The organism is Limibacillus sp. (assembly GCA_037379885.1).
In the GTDB taxonomy this organism is placed as follows: Bacteria; Pseudomonadota; Alphaproteobacteria; order Kiloniellales; family CECT-8803; genus JARRJC01.
Map to the genome: position 1 here is coordinate 1 of JARRJC010000045.1, position 21,222 is coordinate 21,222.

The window sequence follows — 21,222 nt, forward strand, 5'->3', positions numbered from 1 at the left end:
TCCCAGGATTCCCATAACCCGGCAAAGGCGAAAGGCTCGCCCGAGGGCCGGCGGATCAAATAGGGTTGCTTGCCGCCGTCCGGGGCCTTCTTCCACTCATAGAAACCATTGGCGGGAATGAGACAGCGCCGGTGCCTGAACGCCGCCCGGAAGGCGGGCTTCTCGGCCACGCTTTCGCCCCGCGCATTGATCATCCTGGAGCCGATCGAACTGTCCTTCGCCCAGAAGGGCACCAATCCCCAATGCAGGACAGCGAGATGGCGCGCGCCGTCCTCGCCGCTGCGCACGGCGGCGACCAACTGAGTCGGCGCGATGTTGTGGCGCGGGGCAAGATTGGGCCTTTCGGAAAATCCGAAGATTTCCGCCAGGGCCTCGATCGGCGTGGTCAGGATGAAACGCCCGCACATGGCCGAAAATGCTAGCCCAGAGCCCCTCTCCACAAAAGCCGCCTTGCGGAAAAACGCATGTTCTTGTTATGTTCATATCGACAGAAAAGCGTTACATCCGCTACATTTAGGGCCGATTTGGTTTGGGCGAACTAGATGTTGTGCACAAACCATCCATTCCACAGATGTGGATGAGGGGGAGGTAAGGAATGGACAATCCTGCTGTTTTCCGCCAGAGCGACGGGTTCGAAGGAGCCGACGATCCTGTGGAAAAGGACGTTGCTGAGGCGCGTCGCCGTGCGGCCAAGGACGATCACGGCAAAGCGCCTCAGGCGAAGAAATCCACAGGGCCGGTCGCCGAAGGCCGGAAGACGGCATCCGGGGGCGCTGACGCGAAGAGCGGCGGCAAGGATGACGACGACCTGTTCCGGGACGAGCGGATCCGCGATGTCTTTCAGAACGACCGTGGCGTCGAGATCCGCATGGACCGGAGCCGGGACGATCTGCTGACCCCCTTCGGCAAGGCGACGCTGACCGACCGTTACCTGATGCCCGGCGAGTCTTATCAGGACCTCTTCGCCCGGGTCGCGGCGCACTACGCCGACGACAGCGCCCATGGCCAGCGCCTCTACGATTACATCTCCAAGCTGTGGTACATGCCGGCGACGCCGGTGCTTTCCAACGGCGGCACCAAGCGCGGCCTGCCGATCTCCTGCTTCCTGAACGAAGCCGGTGATTCGCTGGACGGCATCGTTGGGCTGTGGAACGAGAACGTCTGGCTCGCCGCGCGCGGGGGCGGCATCGGCAGCTATTGGGGCAACCTGCGCTCCATCGGCGAGAAGGTCGGCAAGAACGGCAAGACCTCCGGCGTGATCCCCTTCATCCGCGTGATGGATTCCCTGACGCTGGCGATCTCTCAGGGCTCGCTCCGCCGCGGCTCGGCGGCCTGCTACATGCCGATTTCCCATCCGGAGATCGACGAGTTCATCGAGATGCGCCGCCCGACCGGCGGCGACCCGAACCGCAAGGCGCTCAACCTGCATCATGGCGTGGTCATCTCCGACGCCTTCATGCGCGCCGTCGAGCAGGACGCCGAATGGGCGCTGCTCAGCCCGCACGACAACCACGTTGTGCGCAAGGTCTCCGCGCGCTCGCTCTGGGTCCGCCTCCTGACCGCGCGGATCGAGACGGGCGAGCCCTACATCATCTATGGCGATCACGTGAACCGGCAGATACCCGAACACCACAAGCTGGCCGGTCTGAGCGTGAAGATGTCGAACCTCTGCAGCGAGATCACGCTGCCGACCGGCATGGATCATCTCGGCAAGGAGCGGACCGCCGTCTGCTGCCTCTCCTCTCTCAACCTAGAGACCTATGAGGAGTGGGAGAACGAGGAGGGCTTCATCGAGGACATCATGCGCTTCCTCGACAACGTGCTGAGCGACTACATCGCCAACGCGCCCGATTCCATGGAGCGGGCCCGCTACTCCGCCATGCGCGAACGCTCGGTCGGGCTCGGCGTCATGGGTTTTCACTCTTTCCTGCAGAAGCGCCGCATCCCGCTGGAAGGCGTGATGTCGAAGGTCTGGAACATGAAGATCTTCAAGAAGATCCGCGAGGAGGCCAATGCCGCCAGCCGCACGCTGGCCGAAGAGCGCGGCCCCTGCCCCGACGCCGCCGAGTTCGGCATCATGGAGCGCTTCTCCAACAAGATGGCCATTGCACCCACCGCCTCCATCTCGATCATCTGCGGCGGCGCCTCTCCCGGCATCGAGCCGACCGCAGCCAACGCCTATACTCACAAGACCCTCTCGGGCTCCTTCGCCGTGCGCAACAAGCACCTGGAAAGCCTGCTGGAAGAAAAGGGCAGGAACGACGAGGAGACCTGGAGTTCCATCACCATCAACGAAGGCTCGGTGCAGCACCTGGACTTCCTGGACCAAGACGAGAAGGACTGCTTCAAGACCGCCTTCGAGCTGGACCAGCGCTGGCTGATCGAACTGGCCGCGGACCGCGCGCCCTTCGTCTGTCAGGCACAGTCGCTCAACATCTTCCTGCCGGCCAACGTGCACAAACGCGACCTTCACCAGATCCACTTCCAGGCCTGGAAGAAGGGCGTGAAGAGCCTCTACTACTGCCGCTCGCGCTCCATCCAGCGGGCCGAGACCTCCATGGGCGACCGCAGTGTCGAGGCCAAGGCCCTTCCGCTTCTGGGCAAGGTCAACGCGGGCGAACAGCCCTCCGGCGGCAGCTCGACGGACTACGAGGAATGCCTCTCCTGCCAGTAGGCCGGGAGTAGGCTCTCACGGGGACGGCGGCAGGGCGCCGTTCCCGACCAAATAAGGAGCGGGACAAAAAGCCGCTCCAGAAAACGGGGGCGGCGGCAGGGCGCCGCCCACGACCAAACCGAAAAGAACGCAGAGCGAAGTTCCGGCCTGGGCCAAGTGCGCCGGACTTAAGAATGAGGGAGAAAAACGGGACATGTCCCTGCTTGACGCCGATCCGATCTACAAGCCATTCAACTATCCCTGGGCCTACGAGGCCTGGCTGACGCAGCAGCGCATCCACTGGCTGCCCGAAGAAGTGCCGCTGGCCGACGACGTGAAGGACTGGCAGCACAGCCTGACCGTCGCGGAGCGCAGCCTGCTGACCCAGATCTTCCGCTTCTTCACCCAGTCGGACGTCGAGGTGAACAACTGCTACATGCGGCACTATTCGCGGGTCTTCAAACCCACGGAAGTGCAGATGATGCTGGCCGCCTTCTCCAACATCGAGACGGTGCATATCGCCGCCTACTCCCACCTGCTGGACACCATCGGCATGCCCGAGGCCGAGTACTCCGCCTTCCTCAAGTACAAGGAGATGAAGGACAAGTACGACTACATGCAGGAGTTCGGGGTCGACACCAAGGAAGACATCGCCAAGACCATGGCCGTGTTCGGCGCCTTCACCGAGGGCCTGCAGCTCTTCGCGTCCTTTGCGATTCTGATGAACTTCCCACGCCACAACAAGATGAAGGGCATGGGGCAGATCGTGTCCTGGTCGGTGCGCGACGAGACGCTGCACACCCATTCGATCATCCGCCTGTTCCGCACCTTCATGCAGGAGAATCCGGAGATCTGGACCGAGGAGCTGGAGCGCGATCTCTACAAGGCCTGCGACACCATCGTCACCCACGAGGACGCCTTCATCGACCTCGCCTTCGAAGCCGGGGAGATCGAAGGCCTGACCGCCGAGGAAGTGAAGCGCTACATCCGCTACATCGCCGACCGGCGCCTCGGCCAGTTGGGCCTCAACGCCATGTACCATGTCGAGAAGAATCCCCTGCCCTGGCTGGACGCGATCCTGAACGGCGTGGAACACACCAACTTCTTCGAGAACAGAGCAACCGAATACTCGAAAGCCTCCACCCAGGGCAGCTGGGAAGAGGCCTTCGACTAAAGAGACTGGCGAAGCCTCTCTGTTGCGCAGGGCACTCGCATAGGGGCCGTTCACCAAGAGGTGGGCGGCCCTCTTTTCTGATCGCGCGCGCTAAGCCAAGAGCACTAGGCACCCGTTGCCGCTTCCTGTAAATTGGTGTTACCACTTGGATGAGACCAATCACAGAAAGCGAAAAAGAGGGTGAACGACAAGGACCCCCGTTTCTCCACGATCGAGCGCGAGCGCGTGGCCGATCGCGTGGCCGAGGAGCTGAAGCGGCTAATCGCGGGCGGCACGCTGGCGCCGGGCGAGCGCCTGCCGGGCGAACGCCAACTGGCTGACATGATGGGCGTCTCGCGCGTTTCGGTGCGCGCCGCCCTGCAACAGTTGAAGGCCCACGGTCTCGTCACGGCGGTTCAGGGCGGCGGGACCCGCGTCATCGCCTCCGCCGAAGCGCTCGACAGCGCCCTGACCCAGCTGATCCAGGCCAACACCAAGAACCTGCGCGACCTCATGGAACTGCGCGCCCACCTCGAGTGCTGGGCTGCCGGACGGGCGGCCACGCGTGCCTCGGAGAAGGACCTGGACGCGATTCGCGCGGCTCTCTACCTCATGACCGATCCGGACCGTCCGGTCCGCTTCAAGGCGGAGGACGACTCCGCCTTTCACATGGCCGTCGCCAAGGCGGCGGGCGGAGGAAATGCTCGCCTTCCACCGCTTCACGCTCTCCGCCACGCCCGAAGACGACGCGCGCTTCCTGGAGCATCACCGAGCGATCTGGCAGGGCATCTCGGCGGGAGACCCCAAGGCCGCCGAACAGGCCATGGCCGATCACCTGCTGACCATCCTGGCGCTCTACAGCGCCGGAGAGGACGGCGAAGAGGACCTACCGCCGTCTCGCCTCGCAATCTGACCCTCGTCCGAGAGTGGTGACCTTTAGACCATGACCCTTCAAGCGCGCCCCTCTCCAGACTGGCGGCCTTGGCTGGTCTGGCTCCTCGCCGCGCTCACCTTCACCTATGCCTTTGTGCAGCGGGTCTCCCCGTCGGTAATGATCGATTCGCTGATGGCCGACCTCGCTGTGGGCGGCGCCGTACTTGGCAATCTCTCGGCCTTCTATTTCTACATCTACGCCGGGATGCAGATTCCCATCGGCATGATGATCGACCGCTATGGGCCCCGCCGCCTCCTCGCGCCTGCGCTGCTGCTGGCCTGCGGGGGCAGCGTGCTGTTCGCTCAAGCCGAGGCCATTGAGACGGCCTACCTCGCCCGCTTGATGATCGGACTCGGCGTCGCTTTCGGCTATGTCGGCTCTCTGAAGCTCGCGACCAACTGGTTCCCCGCCCGCCGCTTCGCCCTGCTCTCCGGCCTCACCATGACCTTCGGCATGGCGGGCGGCTTTCTGGGGCAAGCGCCGCTGGCCGCAGTGGTGGAAGGCTCGGGATGGCGCGACACGCTCCTGCTGCTGGGCGGTGTCGCCCTGCTGCTGGCGCTGCTGGTCTGGCTGATCGTGCGCGACCGCCCGGCCGGGATTGAAGAGGATGAAGCGAGCCGCCAGGAATCCCCCTTCGCCGGGCTGAAGCGCGTCGTCACCAACCGTCAGAACTGGCTCCTGGCGCTCTGCTCGGCGGCCATGACGGCGCCGATGCTCTCGATGGCCGGTCTCTGGGGCGTGGCCTGGTTGATGCAGAGCCATGGCCTTGCGCGCACGGAAGCGGCGGGCATCACCTCGGTCATGTTCCTCGGCTGGGCGCTCGGCTCTCCCGCGGCGGGCTGGGCCAGCGACCGCTTCGGTCGCCCCAAGCGTCTGATGCAGGCGGCGATGCTGCTCGGGTTGCTGGGCATGATCGCGCTTTTCTATCTGCCCTTGCCGCCCGCCCTGATCCTGCCGCTGATGGCGGTGATCGGGTTCAATCTGGGCGCCATGGTGACGGGCTTCGCGCTGGCCCGCGTCTCCAACCCCATCTCAGTCACCGGTGCCGCCTATGCCTTCGTGAACGCCGCCGTGACGGCAACCGGCGCGCTCTTCCAGCCCCTGATCGGCTGGCTGCTCGATCTGAACTGGTCCGGAGAGATGGCCGCGGGGGCGCGCATCTACGACCCGGAAGCCTACCTGATCGCCTTTTCCGTGCTTCCGGCCTTTCTCGCCGTGGCCTTCGCGGCTAGCCTCTTGATCCGGGAGGAGCCTAGCCGATGACCCTGGACACCACGCAGGCGAACGCCTTTCTGCGCAACTTGTTCGACGCCGCCCTGGCAGCGGCCGATCCGGCCGTCGCCCTGCCGCCGCACCTGCCGGAAGCGCCCAAGGGCCGCACGCTGGTGGTCGGCGCGGGCAAAGCGGCGGCGGCCATGGCGCGCGCCGTCGAGCAAGCCTGGGACGGGCCCCTCGAAGGCTTGGTCGTCACCCGTTACGGTCACGCCGTGCCCTGCGATAAGATCGAGGTGGTGGAGGCCGCGCACCCCATCCCCGACGACGCCGGTTTGAAGGCGGCCGAGCGCATCCTGGACCTGGCCCGGGGGCTCGGCGAGGACGACCTGCTGCTCTGCCTGATATCAGGGGGCGGCTCCTCGCTGCTCTCCCTGCCCGCCGAGGGCTTGACGCTGGCGGACAAGCAGGCGGTCAACAAGGCCCTGCTGCGCTCGGGCGCGGACATCGGTGAGATGAACTGCCTGCGCAAGCACCTCTCGGCCATCAAGGGCGGGCGGCTCGCCGCCGCCGCGCACCCCGCGCGCTGTGTCAGCCTCCTGATCTCCGACGTGCCGGGCGACGATCCTGCGACCATCGCCTCGGGCCCCACGGTCGGCGATCCCACCACCCTGGAAGACGCCCGCGCGGTGCTGGAGAAGTATGGGATCGAGCCTCCCGAAGCGGTCGCCCGGCATCTCGAAAAGCCCGGCTCTGAAACTCCCAAGCCGGAGGACGCCCAGCTCGCGCGATCCGAAGTGCGCATGATCGCCGCGCCGCAAACCAGCCTGGAAGCCGCAGCGGAGCTGGCGCGCGAGTCGGGCGTGACACCCTTGATACTAGGCGATGCGATCGAAGGCGAGGCCCGCGAGGTCGCGCGCGTCATGGCCGCCATGGCCCAGCAGGCAGCGCGACACGGACAGCCCGCGCCCGCGCCTTGCGTCCTGCTCTCGGGTGGCGAGACAACGGTCACGCTGCGCGGTCAGGGACGCGGCGGGCGCAACGCCGAGTTCCTGCTGGCGCTCTGCGTCGCCCTCAAGGGCGCGCCCGGCATCCACGCCATTGCCTGCGACACCGACGGCATCGACGGCAGCGAGGACAATGCGGGCGCCCTGCTCTCACCCGACAGCCTGCAACGCGCCGAGGCCAAGGGCGTGAGCGCCAAGGCCCGACTCGCCGACAACGACGGCTACGGCTTCTTCGAGGCGCTCGGCGATCTGGTGGTGACCGGCCCGACGCTGACCAACGTGAACGACTTCCGCGCCATCCTGATTTTACCTGTCACCTAAGCCGCGCTACAAAAGGGCGGACGCACCCGTCCGTCCATCGCCGCGAATAGGGAGTTCCTGCCACCATGAGGCGCAACCGCAAGGCTAAGATCGTAGCGACCCTCGGTCCGGCCTCCACCGACAAGAAGACCATCAAGGCCCTGATGCAAGCAGGGGCCGATGTCTTCCGCATGAACTTCAGTCACGGCAGCCACGAGGATCACAAGGCCCGCATCGACACGATCCGCACGCTGGAGAAGGAACTGGACCGGCCCACCTCCATTCTGGCCGACCTGCAGGGACCAAAGCTCCGCGTCGGAAAGTTCGAGGGCGGCAAGGTAACCCTGACCAAAGGCAAGACGCTGCGGCTCGACCTGAAGGCCAAGGAAGGCAGTGCCGAGCTATTGCCGCTGCCACACAAGGAGATCTTCGCAGCGCTCAGCCCCGGCGCGCCGATCCTGCTGGATGACGGCAATATCCGGCTGGAGGTGGTCAAGTGCGGCGAGGGCTATGCCGATGCGAAGGTCATCACCGGCGGCCCGCTATCCAACAACAAGGGCGTCAACGTGCCGGGCGTGGTCATGCCGATCAGCCCGATCACGGCCAAGGACCGCAAGGACCTGAAGTTCGCGCTGGACGCTGGTGTCGACTGGATCGCCCTGTCCTTCGTGCAGCGTCCGGAGGACGTGGCCGAGGCGCGTCGGCTCGTGGCGGGCCGCGCGCCCATCCTGATCAAGATCGAAAAGCCGCAGGCCATCGACCGCCTGCAGGAACTGGTGGAGATCGCGGACGCCGTCATGGTGGCGCGCGGCGATCTGGGCGTGGAGCTGCCGCCCGAAGACGTGCCGAGCCGCCAGAAGGAGATCATCGAGGCCTGCCGGCTCGCCGGAAAGCCGGTGGTGGTGGCAACGCAGATGCTGGACTCCATGGTGCACGCGCCCGCCCCGACGCGGGCCGAGGCTTCGGACGTGGCGACGGCGGTCTACGATGGCGCCGATGCCGTGATGCTCTCCGCCGAAAGCGCGGCGGGCGACTACCCGGTACTCGCGGTGGAGATGATGGACCGGATCATCCAGCGCACGGAGACCTCCCGCTTCTACCGCAAGATCATCGACGCGCTGCACCCAGAGCCGGAAGCGACCGCGCCCGACGCCATCTCCAACGCGGCCAGCCAAGTGGCCTTCACCATCGGCGCCTCGGCCATCGTCTGTTACACGACCTCCGGCTCGACGGCCCTGCGCTCAGGCCGGGAGCGTCCGAGCGTGCCGATCCTGACCATCACCTCAAGCCTGCCGACGGCACGCCGTCTGGCGATCGCCTGGGGCCTGCACTGCGTGCACACTGCCGACGTGCGCTCCTTCTCGGAGATGGTGCAGAAGGCCGCCCGCGTCTCCGCCGAGGAGGGCTTCGCCAAGCCCGGCGACAAGCTGGTGATCACCGCCGGCGTTCCCTTCGGCACGCCAGGTGCGACCAACATCCTGCGCATCGCGAGGGTGGAGAAGTAATCCTAGGCCGGGGCTTTTCCGAGGAACTGCGCCCGGCGCAGACGGCGCGCTGTGAGCAGGCTGTCGAAGCTGTAGATCGCCAGCGCCGCCCAGATGCAGGCGAAGGTCACCAGATGGGCCTGGGTGAAGGGCTCGCCGAACACAAAGACAGCCGTCAGCATGATGCAGGTGGGCGCAAGATACTGGAACAGCCCGATCGTCGAATAGCGCAGACGCCGCGCCGCGCTGGCGTACCAGATGAGCGGCAGCGCCGTGACCGGGCCAGACAGCATTAGGAGACCGAAAAGACCGGGATCGGCCAGGCTCATGGACTGGCCACCGCCGAAGAACTGGAGGTAGACGAGCAGGCCGATGGCGAAGGGCGCCAGCAGCAGGGTTTCCATGAACAACCCCTCCAGCGATGCCAGCGGCGCCGTCTTGCGGATGAGGCCGTAGATCCCGAAGGAGAGCGCCAGCGCCAAGCCCACCCAGGGCACCGCGCCCAGTTGCCATGTCAGGTTCGCAACGCCGAGTGCGGCCAGCAGCACCGCCAGACCTTGCGCCCGGCTCAAGAGCTCGCGCAGTACGACCATGCCCAGGATCACGTTGATCAAGGGATTGATGTAGTAGCCCAGCGCCGCCTCGACCGTCATGGAGGCGTTGATGGCGTAGATGTAGAGAAACCAGTTCAGCGACACGAAGAAGGCGGCCAGCAGCAAGGTGCGAAGGACCTTCGGGCTGGCCAGCGCCGCACGCAGGCCCGCCACCCGCTTCATGGCGAAAAGCAGGACGCCGACCAGAAGCAGCGACCAGATCACCCGGTTGGCGAGCGTTTCGATGGGCGGCACGCCGGAGACGGCCTTGAAGTAGAGCGGCGTCAGGCCGCCCCAGAAGAAGAAGGCCAGCAGCGCGAAGCCGGCGCCCTTTTTCTGCTCCCTGCTGTCGATCATGGTGGGTTAGCTCCCCTGAGGCAGGGGCTCGCGCTCCAACGGCCGCTCGCGGATCGGCAGATGGACCGCCGCGGAGAAAAGGCCGAGCGCCACGGAGAACCACCAGACCGGCTCGTAGCTGCCGAGCAAGTCATAGGAGAGTCCGCCCAGGGACGCGCCCAGGAAGGCGCCAACCTGGTGGCTCAGCATCACAAGACCGAAGAGCGTGGCCATGTAGCGCGCGCCGAAGATCTGCCCCACTAGACCGCTGGTGAGAGGAATCGTCGATAGCCAGAAGAGCCCGAAGACGGCCGAGAAGGTGAAGACGGCCCACTCCTCCTTCGGCCCCAGGATGAAGAGCGCAATGGCAATCGCCCGGCCGGTGTAGATGCCCGCAAGCAGATACTTCTTGCTGAACTTCCCGCCCAGGAGCCCGGCGGAGAGACCGCCGATGATGTTGAAGAAGCCGATGAGGCCCAGCGCCGTCGCGCCGACCCGGCCCGACAGGTTGCAGCTCAGGATGTAGCCCGGCAGGTGAGTCGCGACGAAGGCGACGTGAAAGCCGCAGACGAAAAAACCTACGGTCAGCAAACGGTAGCTGGGATTGAGCCCCGCCTCGGAAACGGCGGCCTTGAGCGACGCGGGACCAGGGCCCTGCGCCGTACTGGCCTTGCCGGTCAAGGCCGCGGCCAGCGGGACGATCAGGAAGGCGAGCCCCATCAACACCAGAAGCGCGCCCTGCCAGTCGAGACCCAGGATCAGTTCCTGGGTCACGGGCAGCAGCACGAACTGCCCCGCAGAGCCGCCGGCGGAGGCGAAGCCTAGCGCCGCCGAGCGGTAGCTCTCGGGCGTCAGGCGCGCGACCGCGCCCAGCACCATGGGAAAGCCGCAGCTTCCGACGCCGAGACCGACGAGGAGACCCGCGCCTAAGTGCACGCCGAAGGCGTTGGGGAGCAAGACCATCATGGCGATGCCGGCGCCATAGAACAGAGAACCCGCCACAAGGACACGCCCGGTCCCGTAGCGGTCCGCGAAGGCCGCGGCGAAGGGCGTCACGAGACCCCAGAGAAGGTTCTGAAAGGCGATCGCCAAAGAGAAGGAGGATACGGAAATGCCGATATCCTCGTTCATCGGGGCGATGAAGAGGCCGAAGGTCTGGCGGATGCCCATGTTGAAACTGAGGATCAACCCCGCAAAGAGGATGACCACCAGGGGCGTGCGCCAGCTCAAAGCTGTTCCGTCTTGGCTTGTCATGGGGAGCCTTTTACCGGGACGGCGGCGCCGAGACTATCCGGTTTGTGCGAATGGCGGGTCTGCGCGAGCCGCAGCGCTGGCTAGCTTGCGGCTAGATGCGGTTCTTCTCAAGCTTCAGCAGGACTTCTTCCAGATAGCGCTTGGCGCCATTGGAGTGCGGGTTGATCTCCAGCGCTTTCTCAAAGGCTTCGCGCGCAAGGTCGTAGCGTTCCAGCTTCATGAAAACCAGACCGCGACCGGAATAGGCTCCGAAATGCCGGGGTTCCAAAGCGAGGGTCTTGTCGATATCGGTGAGCGAGCCGCTGTAGTCCCCGAGGTAATAGAGCAGCGTCGCGCGCTTATTCCAGCCCTCCGCGAAATCTGGCTCCATGCCCGTGATGCGGTCGAAGGAAATCAGCGCGGCGGCATAGTCCTCACGCTCCATGGCGCTGATGCCCGTGCGCATCAGAAGATTCACCGCCGCGTTGCGGCTCTGCAGCCACAGCTGCCAGATCTGCAGCTCCACGGCCTGCGCGACTTGCGAATCCTCCAGGGTCTGCAGTTCCTCGAAGAGGCCGTCCAGGCGGGGATCCTTTTGATCGCCCTGTGCGTCCGGCGCCGCGAGGAACGCCAGAAGGAACAGCACCGATAGAAAGCGTTTCATATGACGAGTATGCTCCCATCCTGGTCGGCATTTCAAAGGACCGCTGGCACGGCCCGACAGAACTTTAAGGTAGCGCCGAGGACTGGATGAGCCACCCGGAGAATTTCTTTTCAGCGAGCTACGAGGAGGCCAGGGCGCGCTTCCTTGAGGCAAGCCGCCGCGAAGGCGGGGCGCATCAAAGCTTCGTGAACGACCGCGCCAGGGGGATGGCGGAGGAGACCCTGACCTGCGATGCCGTCTGGCATGGGCCGGAGGACGCCGAGGCCGTCCTGGTGACGCTGTCGGCGACACACGGCGCGGAGGGCTTCTGTGGCTCCGGCGTGCAGCTTGGTACCCTGGCAAGCGGCGAGGCTTCGGGACTGCCGGAGAAGACAGCGCTGCTTCAGATCCACGCGATCAATCCCTATGGCTTCTCCTGGCTGCGCCGGGTCACCGAAGACAACGTGGACCTCAACCGCAACTTTTTGCGGCATGGGGAGGAGCCCTATCCCGGGAACCGGGGATATGAAGAGCTTCACGGCATTCTCTGCCCGCGTGAGTGGAACGACGCCGTGATCGCGGCCACGAACCGCGAGTTGATGGCCTACGCCGACCGGCATGGACGGCTGGCGCTGCAAAGCGCGATTTCAGGCGGGCAGTACGAACATCCGGATGGGCTGTTCTATGGCGGTCGCGAAGCAACCTGGTCGAACCGGACTCTGATCGGAATCCTGACCGGCTACCTCGGCGGGGCGAAGCGGGTCGCGCTCATCGACTATCACACCGGCCTGGGGCCGAGAGGTCATGGGGAGCGCATCTGCGCGGCAGCGCCCGGCGGGCCCGGACATGCCCGTGCCGAAGCCTTCTACGACGGCGATATCACCTCGCCCTTTCTCGGCACCTCCGCCTCCGTGCCTCTCCACGGCGTTAATCTGACGGCTATCGAGGCGGCCCTGCCCCACTGCGAGGTGACCGCCGTGGCGCTGGAATACGGGACGATCCCGACCGAGGAGGTGAAGCTCGCCCTTCGCGCGGACAACTGGCTGCATCAGCACGGCGATCCGGCGGGCGAAAAGGGCAAGGCGATCAAGCAGCAGATCCGCGCCGCCTTCTACCAGGACGCCGCCGATTGGAAGGAAGCCGTCTGGGAACGGGCCCTGGAAACGCAGCGATTGGCGCTGAGCGGTTTGTGGGCCGGTTAACGCCCCGGCGCGCCGTTTCCGCCCTCTTCCCCCTTCAGGCGTTTGAACACCCGGATATGCATCGGCGAGGTTCGCAGAAGCGGCGTGTACTTTCCCTTCTGATCGCTGCCAGGCGAGCGGCGCCGGGTCATGCGGTAGAGCACGAAGAGAATGAAGCTGCCGTGCAGCACCGATGTGTAGGTGAAGAAGTAGCGCGGATCGGTGAGCGCGATCACCTGCCCTGCGATCGCCGGCCCGACGGCCGCACCCAGCGCGAAGGAGAGCGTGAGCGTCGCTGACAGCGCGACGTAGTCGCCCGGTCCGGCGAAGTCGTTGGCGTGCGCCACGGACAGGGAATAGAGCGGGATCGCGAACGCGCCGAAAAGGAAGGCGCCCAGATACATCATCTCCGCCCGCTCGCCGCCCAGGAAGGTCAGGAACAGACCCGCCAAGGTCGCGCCCGCCGTCGCCACGATTACGATCTTGCGCCGGTCGAAGCGGTCGGAAAGCCATCCGAAGGGATACTGGAGCGCAGCGCCGCCGACGATCCCTGCGGAGATGAAGAGCGCCACCTGCTCGACCGCCAGGCCGGATTCCGTGGCGTAGACCGGCCCCATGATTCGAAAGGCGCCGTTGGTGAGCCCGATGGTGAGACAGCCGACACAAGCCAAGGGGGAGAGCTTCCAGATGCGCCGGGGATTGAGGTTGAGGTCGCTGGGCGGCGCCGGTGAGTCCTGGCGCGACAAGGAAATCGGGATCAGCGCCATGCAGAAGAAGACCGCGACCACGGCGAAGATCTCGAAGCCCCCCGCCCCGAAAAGCGGCAGCAGGAACTGCGCCCCCGTCACAGCGCCCAGGTCGACCACGCGGTAGATGCTGAAGACGCGCGCCCGGTTCTCCCGCGTGACCCTGGCGTTCAACCAGCTTTCTATCACCGTGGATAACCCGGCGAAGGCGAAGCCGGTCGCAACCCGCGCCACAAGCCAGAGCAGCGGCTCGACCCAAATGGCCATGCAGAGCGTTGAAATGGCCGCCAGCGCCGCCATGGCCCCGAAGACCCGGATGTGCCCCGCGCGCGCAATCAGGCGCGGGGCCAGGAAACAGGCAACCGCGAAGCCCGTGTAGTAGGCCGTTCCAGTCGCGCCGATGAAGAGGGAGGGAAAGCCTTCCAGGTTGGCCCGGACCGAGACCATGGTGACCTGAAGCCCGTTACCGGCCAGCAGGATGCCGGCGGACAGGATCAGCGTGGCGAGGCCACTCGCCTCGCTCAACTGTGTCGGTTTCTTGCTGGCGCCTGAATCCTGATCGCTCACTGCCAATCCCCTCGGATCAGCGGTGAGTTAAGGCGCTATTCGGCGGCCTGTAAAGCGCCGCCGGACGCAGCCCTGCCTTGCAGCAGGGGCTCAATTTCCTTCGGACAGGGGCCGCCAGTCGCCCAGTCGAGAAGCGCTACTGAGTGAACGATGGGAAGTCCCGTCGCGCCGCCGATTTGCGTGATGCAGCCGATATTCCCGGCGGCGATGGCTTCGGCCCCCGTGCTCTCGATGTTGGCCACTTTCCGGTCGCGCAGCTGCCGGGCGATCTCCGGCTGCATGATGTTATAGGTGCCCGCCGAGCCACAACAGAGGTGCCCCTCCGGCACCTCCTTCACCGTGAAGCCCGCCTTGCGCAGCAGGGCGCGCGGCGGCTCCGTGATCTTCTGACCGTGCTGCATGGAGCAGGCCGAGTGATAGGCGATGGTGAGGCCCGTCTCCACCACCGGCTCCATCAGGCCGTGATCGTGGAAGAACTCCGTCACGTCCTTGGTGATGGCGGAGATGCGCGCCGCCTTGTCCGCCCAGGCCGCGTCGTTCCGCAGCATGAAGCCATAGTCCTTCACCGTCGTGCCGCAGCCCGAGGCGTTGATGATGACGGCGTCCAGGCCCTCTCCCTCCAGCTCGCGGCTCCAGGCGGTGATGTTGCTCTTGGCGAAGCTGTGGGCGCTCTCTTCCTGTCCCATGTGGTGGGTCAAGGCGCCGCAACAGCCCGCCCCCTTGGCGACAACCACCTCGACGCCGTGGCGGGTCAGCAAGCGCACGGTCGCCTCGTTGATGCCCGGCTCCAGCACTTGCTGCGCGCAACCGCTGAGGAGGGCGACCCGCGCCTTGCGCGCGCCCTCGGCCTTGAAGACCTGGGGTTTGTCGACATGCGAGGGCGCAGCGATCCGGGCCGGGGCCAACCCCAGCATTGCGCCCATCCGTCCGGGGAAGAAGCGCGCGAAGGGCCGCGCCAGCGTGGCCCCAATCAGCGCCAGGCGGAAGCGGCCCGGATAGGGCAGCACGAGGGCCAGAAGCTCGCGCATCCAACGGTCGGCCGCCGGACGCTCATAGGTCTCCTCGATGTGCACGCGGGCCTGATCCACCAAGTGCATGTAGTGGACGCCAGAAGGACAGGTGGTCATGCAGGAAAGGCAGGTGAGGCAGCGGTCGATGTGGGTCACCACCTCCTCGTTCGCCGGCTTGTCTTTCTCCAGCATGTCCTTGATCAGGTAGATGCGTCCGCGCGGGCTGTCGAGTTCATCGCCCAGCAGTACGTAGGTCGGACAGGTCGCGGTGCAGAAACCGCAGTGCACGCAGTTGCGGAGAATCTGGTTCGCCTCCGCGATGTCCGGATCGGCCAGTTGGGCCAGGGTGAAGTTGGTCTGCATTTCTGGCGTCGCCCTCCCGGATATGCCTAGACCCCGGCGATCATGCGGCCGGGGTTGAGGATGGCTTTGGGGTCGAAACTCTCTTTCACGCGGCGGGTCAGCGCGTCCTGCACAGGGTCCAGCGGCTGGAACACCGGAACGCCCGCGCGCAGCGGCTCGGGCCCGCGCACCAAGGTCGCGTGGCCGCCACCCGCCTGCTTGACCGCATTCCGCAAGACCGCTGCGCCGCCGTCGCCCTCGGCAGGCAGCGCCGCCCAGATCAGGCCGCCGCCCCAGTCGAGGAAGTGCCCGGCGCCCTCGATCGCCGCCACGGCGGCTGCGACCTGCGGCCCCGCTTTGGGCGCGACGGAGATGCGCCAGACCGCCCGAGCCTCGCCGACGAAGGGCTGGACGTCGCGCAGCTCCCGCCAGAAGGTCGCGGAGTTCTGGCTGTGCAGCTCCTCGGTCTCGCCGAGATCGGCCAGCGTCTCCCGTAGCGCCGCGCAGCGGTGGGCGACCGAGCCGCCCGGTCCTTCGACCCGGATCGCCGTGACCGCACCGCCCGCGTCGGAGACGCGCGGCACGCCCGAACGGGCCGCCACGCCAGCCGGCAGGTGAGCGGCGCCCGACACCTCGTGAGAGGAGGTCAGCGCCCGGGTCATGGCGACGACGCCCTTGGCGTCGTCCAGGCCGTAGACAAGCACGGTCCGGGTCTTCTCCGGACGCGGCAGCACCTTGACCACGATGTCCGTGGTGACCGCCAGCGTGCCATAGGATCCGGCGAGCAGCTTGCAGAGGTCGTAGCCGGTCACGTTCTTGACCACGCGTCCGCCGGACTTGAAAGCCTCGCCCCGTCCCGAAAGGGCTTCCACCCCCAGGAAATGGTCGCGTGCAGCACCCGCCTTGATGCGGCGCGGGCCGGAAAGGTTGCAGGCGATGACACCGCCGATGGAGCCCTGCGCCGCCTCCCCGCCCAGCAGCGGGCCCAGGTCGGACGGCTCGAAGGCGAGCTCCTGGTTCTGCTCGGCGAGCGCGGCTTCGATCTCGGCCAGCGGCGTGCCCGCGCGGGCCTTCAGGACCAGCTCTTCAGGCTCGTAGAAGACGATCCCCGAGAGGCCGGAGAGGTCGAGAGTGCGCTCCGCCTGGCTCGGGCGGCCCAGGGCCAGCTTACTGCCCCGGCCGCGCACCTCCAGCGGTATCTCCTCAGCCAAGGCCCAGGAGAGCAGCTCGGCGACCTGGCTGTCGGTCTCGGGTCGGAAGGTCTCGCTCATGCCCCCTCCCTTAAAAGCGCGGCAGGTCGGGGAAGGGCACCTGGCCCTTGTGGATGTGCATGCGGCCCAATTCGGCGCAGCGGTGCAGGACCGGGAAGACCTTACCGGGGTTCAAGAGCGCGTCCGGATCGAAGGCGCACTTGACCCGCTGCTGCTGCTTCAAGTCCTCCTCGGAGAACATGGCGCCCATCAGGTCGCGCTTTTCCACCCCGACGCCGTGCTCGCCTGTCAGGACGCCGCCAACCTCCACGCAGAGCTTCAGAATCTCGTTGCCCAGGTCCTCAGCCCGCTCCAGCTCGCCCTCCTTGTTGGCGTCGTAGAGGATCAGCGGATGCAGGTTGCCATCGCCTGCGTGAAAGACGTTGGCGACGTCCAGAGAGAACTCGCGGCTCAGCTCGGACATGCGCGCCAGCACCTTGGGAAGCGCCCTGCGCGGGATCGTGCCGTCCATGCAGTAGTAGTCCGGCGAGATGCGGCCGACCGCCGGGAAGGCGTTCTTGCGCCCGGCCCAGAAGCGCAGGCGCTGCTCCTCGCTTTCCGAAGCGCGGTTGTAGACCGCCCCGCTCTCCTCGGCGATCTTGGTGACGCGCTCCATCAGTTCCTCGACCTCGGTCTCGGGCCCGTCCAGCTCGACGATCAGAAGAGCCTCCACATCGAGCGGATAGCCCGCGTGCACGAAGTCCTCCACGGCATGGATGGCGCGCTTGTCCATCATCTCCATGCCGCCGGGAATGATGCCCGCGGAAATGACGCGCCCCACGCAGTCGCCCGCCGCCTCGCTGCTCTCGAAACCCAGCAGCAGGGCGCGCGCGGTCTCCGGCTTCTTGAGGATGCGCACGGTCACCTCGGTGATGACGCCCAGCAAGCCTTCCGAGCCTGTCAGCAGACCGATCAGGTCATAGCCCTCCGAATCGAGATACTCACCGCCTAGCTTGAGCACGGTCCCGTCCATCATGACGATTTCCAGGCCCAGCAGGTTGTTGGTCGTGACGCCGTACTTGAGGCAATGCACGCCGCCGGAGTTCTCCGCCACGTTGCCGCCGATGGTACAGGCGATCTGGCTGGAGGGGTCGGGCGCGTAATAGAAACCTTCATGCTCCACAGCCTTGGTGATGCCAAGGTTCGTGACGCCTGGCTGGGCGCGCACCGCCCGGTTCTCGAAGTCGACATCGAGAATGCGGTTGAACTTGCCAAGCCCGAGCGTGATCGCGTCGGCCAGTGGCAGGGCGCCGCCCGACAGTCCCGTGCCGGCACCGCGCGGCACCACCTTGATGCCTTCCGAGTGGCAGTAAGCCAGCACCTTGGAGACCTGCTCCGTCGTCTCCGGCAGCACCACGATCAGGGGGAGTTGGCGATAGGCGGTCAGGCCGTCCGTCTCATAGGGGCGCAACTCGTCCTCGGCGGCGATGACGCAGCGCGCAGGCACGAGCGTCCTCAAGCGGTCGATGATCTCGGCGCGCCGGGCGATCACGTCCTTGTCGGGATCTGGCATCTTCATGGCTATCGAACCTCCCTCAACCCCTTGTATCCGGGGCCGTCATGCGAAGTGGTATTACCACTTTCGTCCGACTATGGGGCAAGCTCTGTCGGCGGTCAACAAAAAGGCCGCGCCGCCGGGGTCGTCCGGCGGCGCGGCCTTTTGTGTCAGCTTATCCGGCCCGCCCGTTCAGGCAGCCGGCCGCGCTCTCCTCAGCCCTGGCGGGCCTTGAAACGCGGGTTCCGCTTGTTGATCACGTAGATGCGCCCGCGACGGCGCACGGTGCGGCAACCCTTCTCCCGCAGCTTGGCGGTGCGGAGCGAATTACGAATCTTCATCGTTCCGTTTCCTTAAAACAAGACGCGGGCCCAAACCGCCTTCGGGCGGGCCCGCCGAAAATCGAAGCCGGAAAATAGGCGGGCTCCCCCGTCCTGTCAACCGGGAAAGGGTGCTATACCCGCATCCGGCATCAGTGCCGGAAGATCACGCTTTCTGCATCGAAACTGTGGCCGAAACCGCTCTTGAGATCGGCGACGCTGCGGCCTCCCTTGTAGCGCGGTCCACGCTTCTCGTCATCGTGGCCGTCCGAGCTATGGCCATCATCATGACCCTCGTCATGATCTGTTTCATGGCTGTCGTCATGATCGTCGTGGTGGTCGGTGCCGCTGCTGGGTCCCTTTCCCGGTGGCGGACCTCCACGGCCGCCTTCATGAGCGGCCAGAAGCGTGTCGGCTGCGCCAGCCGGCGTAGAGAAAAGCAAGGCCAGCGACAAGGCAGCCATAAGAAAGGTCAAGGCCTTCATTCCGCTTGGCTCCATTCTTTCAGCTTTGAAAGCACCGGGGACGGCCTTATCAGCACCGCCCCCGGTGGCGTTCAGAGCCGGTTTAAGGCGTGACCGTACCCGGCAGCAGCCCGTCGTGGATCTGGGTGTGCACCAGTTCGATCACCTCCAGAGCGTCATCCGCGGCCGCGCTGAAGAGGGTGATCCCTCCGTCGGTCGGCAGGGCACCGTTCACAGCGTCGAGATAGTCGTTGATATCGAGCGTTGCCGACAGAACCGTCACGCCGTCGGTAGCGAGGTAGTAGTAACTGTAGTCCGTCGGATAGCTGCGGCTATAGTCGAAGGACCCATAGTCATAATAGTCGTCCGTCACGCCCGAGAGCAGATAGAGCAGGTTCACGTTGAAGGTGAAATCCAGGTCGATGTCGCCGGTCTGGTCGGCGGCTGCCGCCAGGGCGCTGTAAGCCAGGTCGAGCGTATCGCCCGGAAGCTTTGAGGCCACAACGTCCAACCGGTCATCACCGGTCAGCAGCGCGATGTAGAGGGCGAGATTCTCCAGCGGTGAATCCACCGTCGCACCATCGATGATGAGGCGCCCGGCCTCGTCCACGCTCACGTCTTGCGCGGGAAGCAGCTTGTCGATGACCTCCTGCAGCGCGTGATCCATGACGGGGACGGGCGCGCGCATGACGTTGGTGCGACCGAAGTCCACCTCCGCGCCCTCGACGCCTTCGGGCAACTCGCCGTCGACCATGGTGACGGTCTCCACGCAGTCAGGATCAAGACAGACCTGAAGCTCCCCGCCGTCAAGGATCGGTAAGCCCGTTTCGGGATCGCGAACCAGGTAGTAGAGGTCACCGTAGAAATCACCCTTGCCTGTGCCGGCGCTTCCAGGCTGCCCACCGCCACCACGCGAATGAATGTTATCGTCCGTGTTGCCACCCGCCCAATCTGGGCGGTCGCTGTCTTCACCGTCATCCTCCTCGAAGATGATGATGACCCGCTCTCCGCGGCCCCGGAAAATCTCGGCGTCGATGCTACTTCTACCGCCCTGGTAGCCTGCACCACCGGAACCACCTCCTGCGGAGGAACCGCCACGGTTCTGCTGGACGCCGGACCCCTGTGCCTGCGCTCCTGACGTCAGATCAAGGCCGACTACGCCCGCGGTGAACACACCAAGACAGAAGGCGGCGGTGGTTGTGATAAGTCGGTTCTTCATGGGCTATCTCCTTAACTCCCTTTGGGCTCTTCACTGCTTTAGCGTAAGCAGGCACCCACGACACATTCATTGATTAAGATCAAAGAATGGGTCGTTTATATCTAATTTTCAAGATATAACAAAATTAGAATGTGAAAAAATATTTCATGCCTGGGATCGAGCCCGCTAGAATCGCCAGCCCACGCCCACCCGGAAGAGGCTCTCGCTGTTGTCGAAGTTGTCCACCTCGCCCATCGCTCCGTAGGCGACGTCGAAGTCGTCGTAGGCCGTGTAGCTGTAGTCGAGTCGGAGGAAGAGGTCCTCGCCGAGGGGCGTCTCCAGTCCCACGCCCCCGCGCCAGCCAAGCTGATTGTCTGAGTCCGAGATGCTGGTCGTGTTCCCCACGGCGTAATCCGTTTCGAACCGCGCCCAAACCGGCCCGCCCCGCAGGTAGACCATGCCGGCCTCTCCAAGCGCATATCCCAGGCGCAGGTTGAGGCCGACGCCGAACTGCTTGTCGACGGAAAAGCGCCGACCCTCGTCGAGCCGCTCGAGATCCGGCTGGGCGCTGCCGCCCTCAATCTCGCCTTCCAACCCGAGATAGAGCCTCTGGTAGCTCTCGCCCCAGCCACCGAAGAGACCAAGGTTGAGGCCTTCGTCGCTGTAGTCGGCGTCCAGAATGCTGTTGCCGGCGTTGTTGCTGCGCGGCCCCGTTATGTTTGAAAAGAGAGAGGCGATGCCGCCTTGGCCGCCCAGATAGAAGCCGGCCGGATCGTAGGTCGGCCCGACTTCGCCCTCATCGGATTCCTCCTCCCCGAAGCGGTAGCCCACGCCAAGGCGGACCAGACTTTCACTGTTGGCGAAGTTATCGACGCCTGGAGGCGGCGAGATGTCATAATCCGAGTAGCTCGTGTAGCTGTAGTCCATGCGCAGGAAGAAGCCGTCCCCTGCCGGCATCTCGAGACCGCCACCCACGCGGAAGCCGAGCAGGTCTTCCCGTCCCCCGAAGTTCTTGCCGCTCGCCGTCTGATAGCTGGTGTCGAAGGAGGAGCCGACGACCCCAAGGCGTCCGTAAGCGAGCGGCCCATGCGCCATGCGGTA

19 protein-coding genes are annotated in these 21,222 nt (G+C 65.4%); 7 read left to right on the forward strand and 12 right to left on the reverse strand.

Features of this window, described 5'->3' with window-relative positions; all coding sequences use genetic code 11:
• Positions 1 to 407: SOS response-associated peptidase (locus P8X75_12210; GenBank protein ID MEJ1995951.1), on the reverse strand; the 407-nt coding region annotated here is incomplete at its 3' end.
• A 188-nt stretch (positions 408 to 595) separates the two neighbouring features.
• On the opposite strand from P8X75_12210, the gene P8X75_12215 reads away from it, so the two are divergent.
• The 6 genes from P8X75_12215 to pyk all read left to right on the forward strand — a co-directional run bounded on the left by P8X75_12215 (position 596) and on the right by pyk (position 8,764).
• Positions 596 to 2,674, forward strand: a complete 2,079-nt coding sequence (locus P8X75_12215) for a ribonucleoside-diphosphate reductase subunit alpha (GenBank protein MEJ1995952.1) — start codon at positions 596 to 598, stop codon at positions 2,672 to 2,674.
• 193 nt (positions 2,675 to 2,867) lie between these two features.
• Positions 2,868 to 3,827 (forward strand): ribonucleotide-diphosphate reductase subunit beta, encoded by a 960-nt coding sequence (locus P8X75_12220; GenBank protein MEJ1995953.1) that lies wholly within the window; start codon positions 2,868 to 2,870, stop codon positions 3,825 to 3,827.
• Positions 3,828 to 4,007: 180 nt separating this feature from the next.
• The gene (locus P8X75_12225; GenBank protein ID MEJ1995954.1) at positions 4,008 to 4,739 is read left to right on the forward strand and encodes a GntR family transcriptional regulator; all 732 of its coding nucleotides are present in this window, start codon (positions 4,008 to 4,010) and stop codon (positions 4,737 to 4,739) included.
• 10 nt (positions 4,740 to 4,749) lie between these two features.
• The gene (locus P8X75_12230; protein ID MEJ1995955.1) at positions 4,750 to 6,003 is read left to right on the forward strand and encodes an MFS transporter; all 1,254 of its coding nucleotides are present in this window, start codon (positions 4,750 to 4,752) and stop codon (positions 6,001 to 6,003) included.
• Positions 6,000 to 7,280, forward strand: a complete 1,281-nt coding sequence (locus P8X75_12235) for a glycerate kinase (protein MEJ1995956.1) — start codon at positions 6,000 to 6,002, stop codon at positions 7,278 to 7,280. Before P8X75_12230 ends, P8X75_12235 begins: the two co-directional genes overlap by 4 nt.
• 65 nt (positions 7,281 to 7,345) lie before the next feature.
• The gene (pyk, locus tag P8X75_12240) at positions 7,346 to 8,764 is read left to right on the forward strand and encodes a pyruvate kinase (GenBank protein ID MEJ1995957.1); all 1,419 of its coding nucleotides are present in this window, start codon (positions 7,346 to 7,348) and stop codon (positions 8,762 to 8,764) included.
• A gap of 2 nt (positions 8,765 to 8,766) precedes the next feature.
• On the opposite strand, the gene rarD is transcribed toward pyk, so the two are convergent.
• The 3 genes from rarD to P8X75_12255 form a co-directional block, all read right to left on the reverse strand.
• Positions 8,767 to 9,693, reverse strand: a complete 927-nt coding sequence (rarD, locus tag P8X75_12245) for an EamA family transporter RarD (protein MEJ1995958.1) — start codon at positions 9,691 to 9,693, stop codon at positions 8,767 to 8,769.
• 6 nt (positions 9,694 to 9,699) lie between these two features.
• Positions 9,700 to 10,926: an MFS transporter gene (locus P8X75_12250; GenBank protein ID MEJ1995959.1), complete on the reverse strand. Its 1,227-nt coding sequence runs from the start codon at positions 10,924 to 10,926 to the stop codon at positions 9,700 to 9,702.
• Between the two features lie 91 nt (positions 10,927 to 11,017).
• Positions 11,018 to 11,569 (reverse strand): tetratricopeptide repeat protein, encoded by a 552-nt coding sequence (locus P8X75_12255; protein ID MEJ1995960.1) that lies wholly within the window; start codon positions 11,567 to 11,569, stop codon positions 11,018 to 11,020.
• Between the two features lie 86 nt (positions 11,570 to 11,655).
• On the opposite strand from P8X75_12255, the gene P8X75_12260 reads away from it, so the two are divergent.
• A complete protein-coding gene (locus P8X75_12260) occupies positions 11,656 to 12,750 on the forward strand; it encodes a M14 family metallopeptidase (GenBank protein ID MEJ1995961.1) in 1,095 nt (364 codons plus the stop codon).
• Here P8X75_12260 and P8X75_12265 read toward each other — a convergent pair.
• From P8X75_12265 to P8X75_12300, 8 genes are all read right to left on the reverse strand, one after another.
• The gene (locus P8X75_12265) at positions 12,747 to 14,042 is read right to left on the reverse strand and encodes an MFS transporter (GenBank protein ID MEJ1995962.1); all 1,296 of its coding nucleotides are present in this window, start codon (positions 14,040 to 14,042) and stop codon (positions 12,747 to 12,749) included. The two genes, P8X75_12260 and P8X75_12265, sit on opposite strands and share 4 nt — an antisense overlap.
• 35 nt (positions 14,043 to 14,077) lie before the next feature.
• Positions 14,078 to 15,415, reverse strand: a complete 1,338-nt coding sequence (gene glcF, locus P8X75_12270; protein MEJ1995963.1) for a glycolate oxidase subunit GlcF — start codon at positions 15,413 to 15,415, stop codon at positions 14,078 to 14,080.
• Positions 15,416 to 15,441: 26 nt separating this feature from the next.
• Entirely contained in the window at positions 15,442 to 16,665 is a 1,224-nt protein-coding gene (gene glcE / locus P8X75_12275) for a glycolate oxidase subunit GlcE (protein MEJ1995964.1), read from the reverse strand.
• A 10-nt stretch (positions 16,666 to 16,675) separates the two neighbouring features.
• Positions 16,676 to 18,163: an FAD-linked oxidase C-terminal domain-containing protein gene (locus P8X75_12280; GenBank protein ID MEJ1995965.1), complete on the reverse strand. Its 1,488-nt coding sequence runs from the start codon at positions 18,161 to 18,163 to the stop codon at positions 16,676 to 16,678.
• Between the two features lie 191 nt (positions 18,164 to 18,354).
• The gene (gene ykgO, locus P8X75_12285) at positions 18,355 to 18,480 is read right to left on the reverse strand and encodes a type B 50S ribosomal protein L36 (protein MEJ1995966.1); all 126 of its coding nucleotides are present in this window, start codon (positions 18,478 to 18,480) and stop codon (positions 18,355 to 18,357) included.
• A 131-nt stretch (positions 18,481 to 18,611) separates the two neighbouring features.
• Positions 18,612 to 18,944: a hypothetical protein gene (locus P8X75_12290; protein MEJ1995967.1), complete on the reverse strand. Its 333-nt coding sequence runs from the start codon at positions 18,942 to 18,944 to the stop codon at positions 18,612 to 18,614.
• An 82-nt stretch (positions 18,945 to 19,026) separates the two neighbouring features.
• Positions 19,027 to 20,142 (reverse strand): hypothetical protein, encoded by a 1,116-nt coding sequence (locus P8X75_12295; protein ID MEJ1995968.1) that lies wholly within the window; start codon positions 20,140 to 20,142, stop codon positions 19,027 to 19,029.
• A 165-nt stretch (positions 20,143 to 20,307) separates the two neighbouring features.
• Positions 20,308 to 21,222, reverse strand: a 915-nt coding sequence (locus P8X75_12300) for an outer membrane beta-barrel protein (protein MEJ1995969.1), incomplete at its 5' end; no start/stop codon positions are given.

Excerpts from the sequence above, each read along its gene's own strand:
- P8X75_12215 (MEJ1995952.1), top strand. The coding sequence starts at position 596 with ATGGACAATCCTGCTGTTTTCCGCCAGAGCGACGGGTTCGAAGGAGCC.
- P8X75_12220 (MEJ1995953.1), top strand. The coding sequence starts at position 2,868 with ATGTCCCTGCTTGACGCCGATCCGATCTACAAGCCATTCAACTATCCC.
- P8X75_12230 (MEJ1995955.1), top strand. The coding sequence starts at position 4,750 with ATGACCCTTCAAGCGCGCCCCTCTCCAGACTGGCGGCCTTGGCTGGTC.
- P8X75_12235 (MEJ1995956.1), top strand. The coding sequence starts at position 6,000 with ATGACCCTGGACACCACGCAGGCGAACGCCTTTCTGCGCAACTTGTTC.
- pyk (MEJ1995957.1), top strand. The coding sequence starts at position 7,346 with ATGAGGCGCAACCGCAAGGCTAAGATCGTAGCGACCCTCGGTCCGGCC.
- rarD (MEJ1995958.1), bottom strand. The coding sequence starts at position 9,693 with ATGATCGACAGCAGGGAGCAGAAAAAGGGCGCCGGCTTCGCGCTGCTG.
- P8X75_12250 (MEJ1995959.1), bottom strand. The coding sequence starts at position 10,926 with ATGACAAGCCAAGACGGAACAGCTTTGAGCTGGCGCACGCCCCTGGTG.
- P8X75_12255 (MEJ1995960.1), bottom strand. The coding sequence starts at position 11,569 with ATGAAACGCTTTCTATCGGTGCTGTTCCTTCTGGCGTTCCTCGCGGCG.
- P8X75_12260 (MEJ1995961.1), top strand. The coding sequence starts at position 11,656 with ATGAGCCACCCGGAGAATTTCTTTTCAGCGAGCTACGAGGAGGCCAGG.
- glcF (MEJ1995963.1), bottom strand. The coding sequence starts at position 15,415 with ATGCAGACCAACTTCACCCTGGCCCAACTGGCCGATCCGGACATCGCG.
- glcE (MEJ1995964.1), bottom strand. The coding sequence starts at position 16,665 with ATGAGCGAGACCTTCCGACCCGAGACCGACAGCCAGGTCGCCGAGCTG.
- P8X75_12280 (MEJ1995965.1), bottom strand. The coding sequence starts at position 18,163 with ATGAAGATGCCAGATCCCGACAAGGACGTGATCGCCCGGCGCGCCGAG.
- ykgO (MEJ1995966.1), bottom strand. The coding sequence starts at position 18,480 with ATGAAGATTCGTAATTCGCTCCGCACCGCCAAGCTGCGGGAGAAGGGT.
- P8X75_12290 (MEJ1995967.1), bottom strand. The coding sequence starts at position 18,944 with ATGAAGGCCTTGACCTTTCTTATGGCTGCCTTGTCGCTGGCCTTGCTT.
- P8X75_12295 (MEJ1995968.1), bottom strand. The coding sequence starts at position 20,142 with ATGAAGAACCGACTTATCACAACCACCGCCGCCTTCTGTCTTGGTGTG.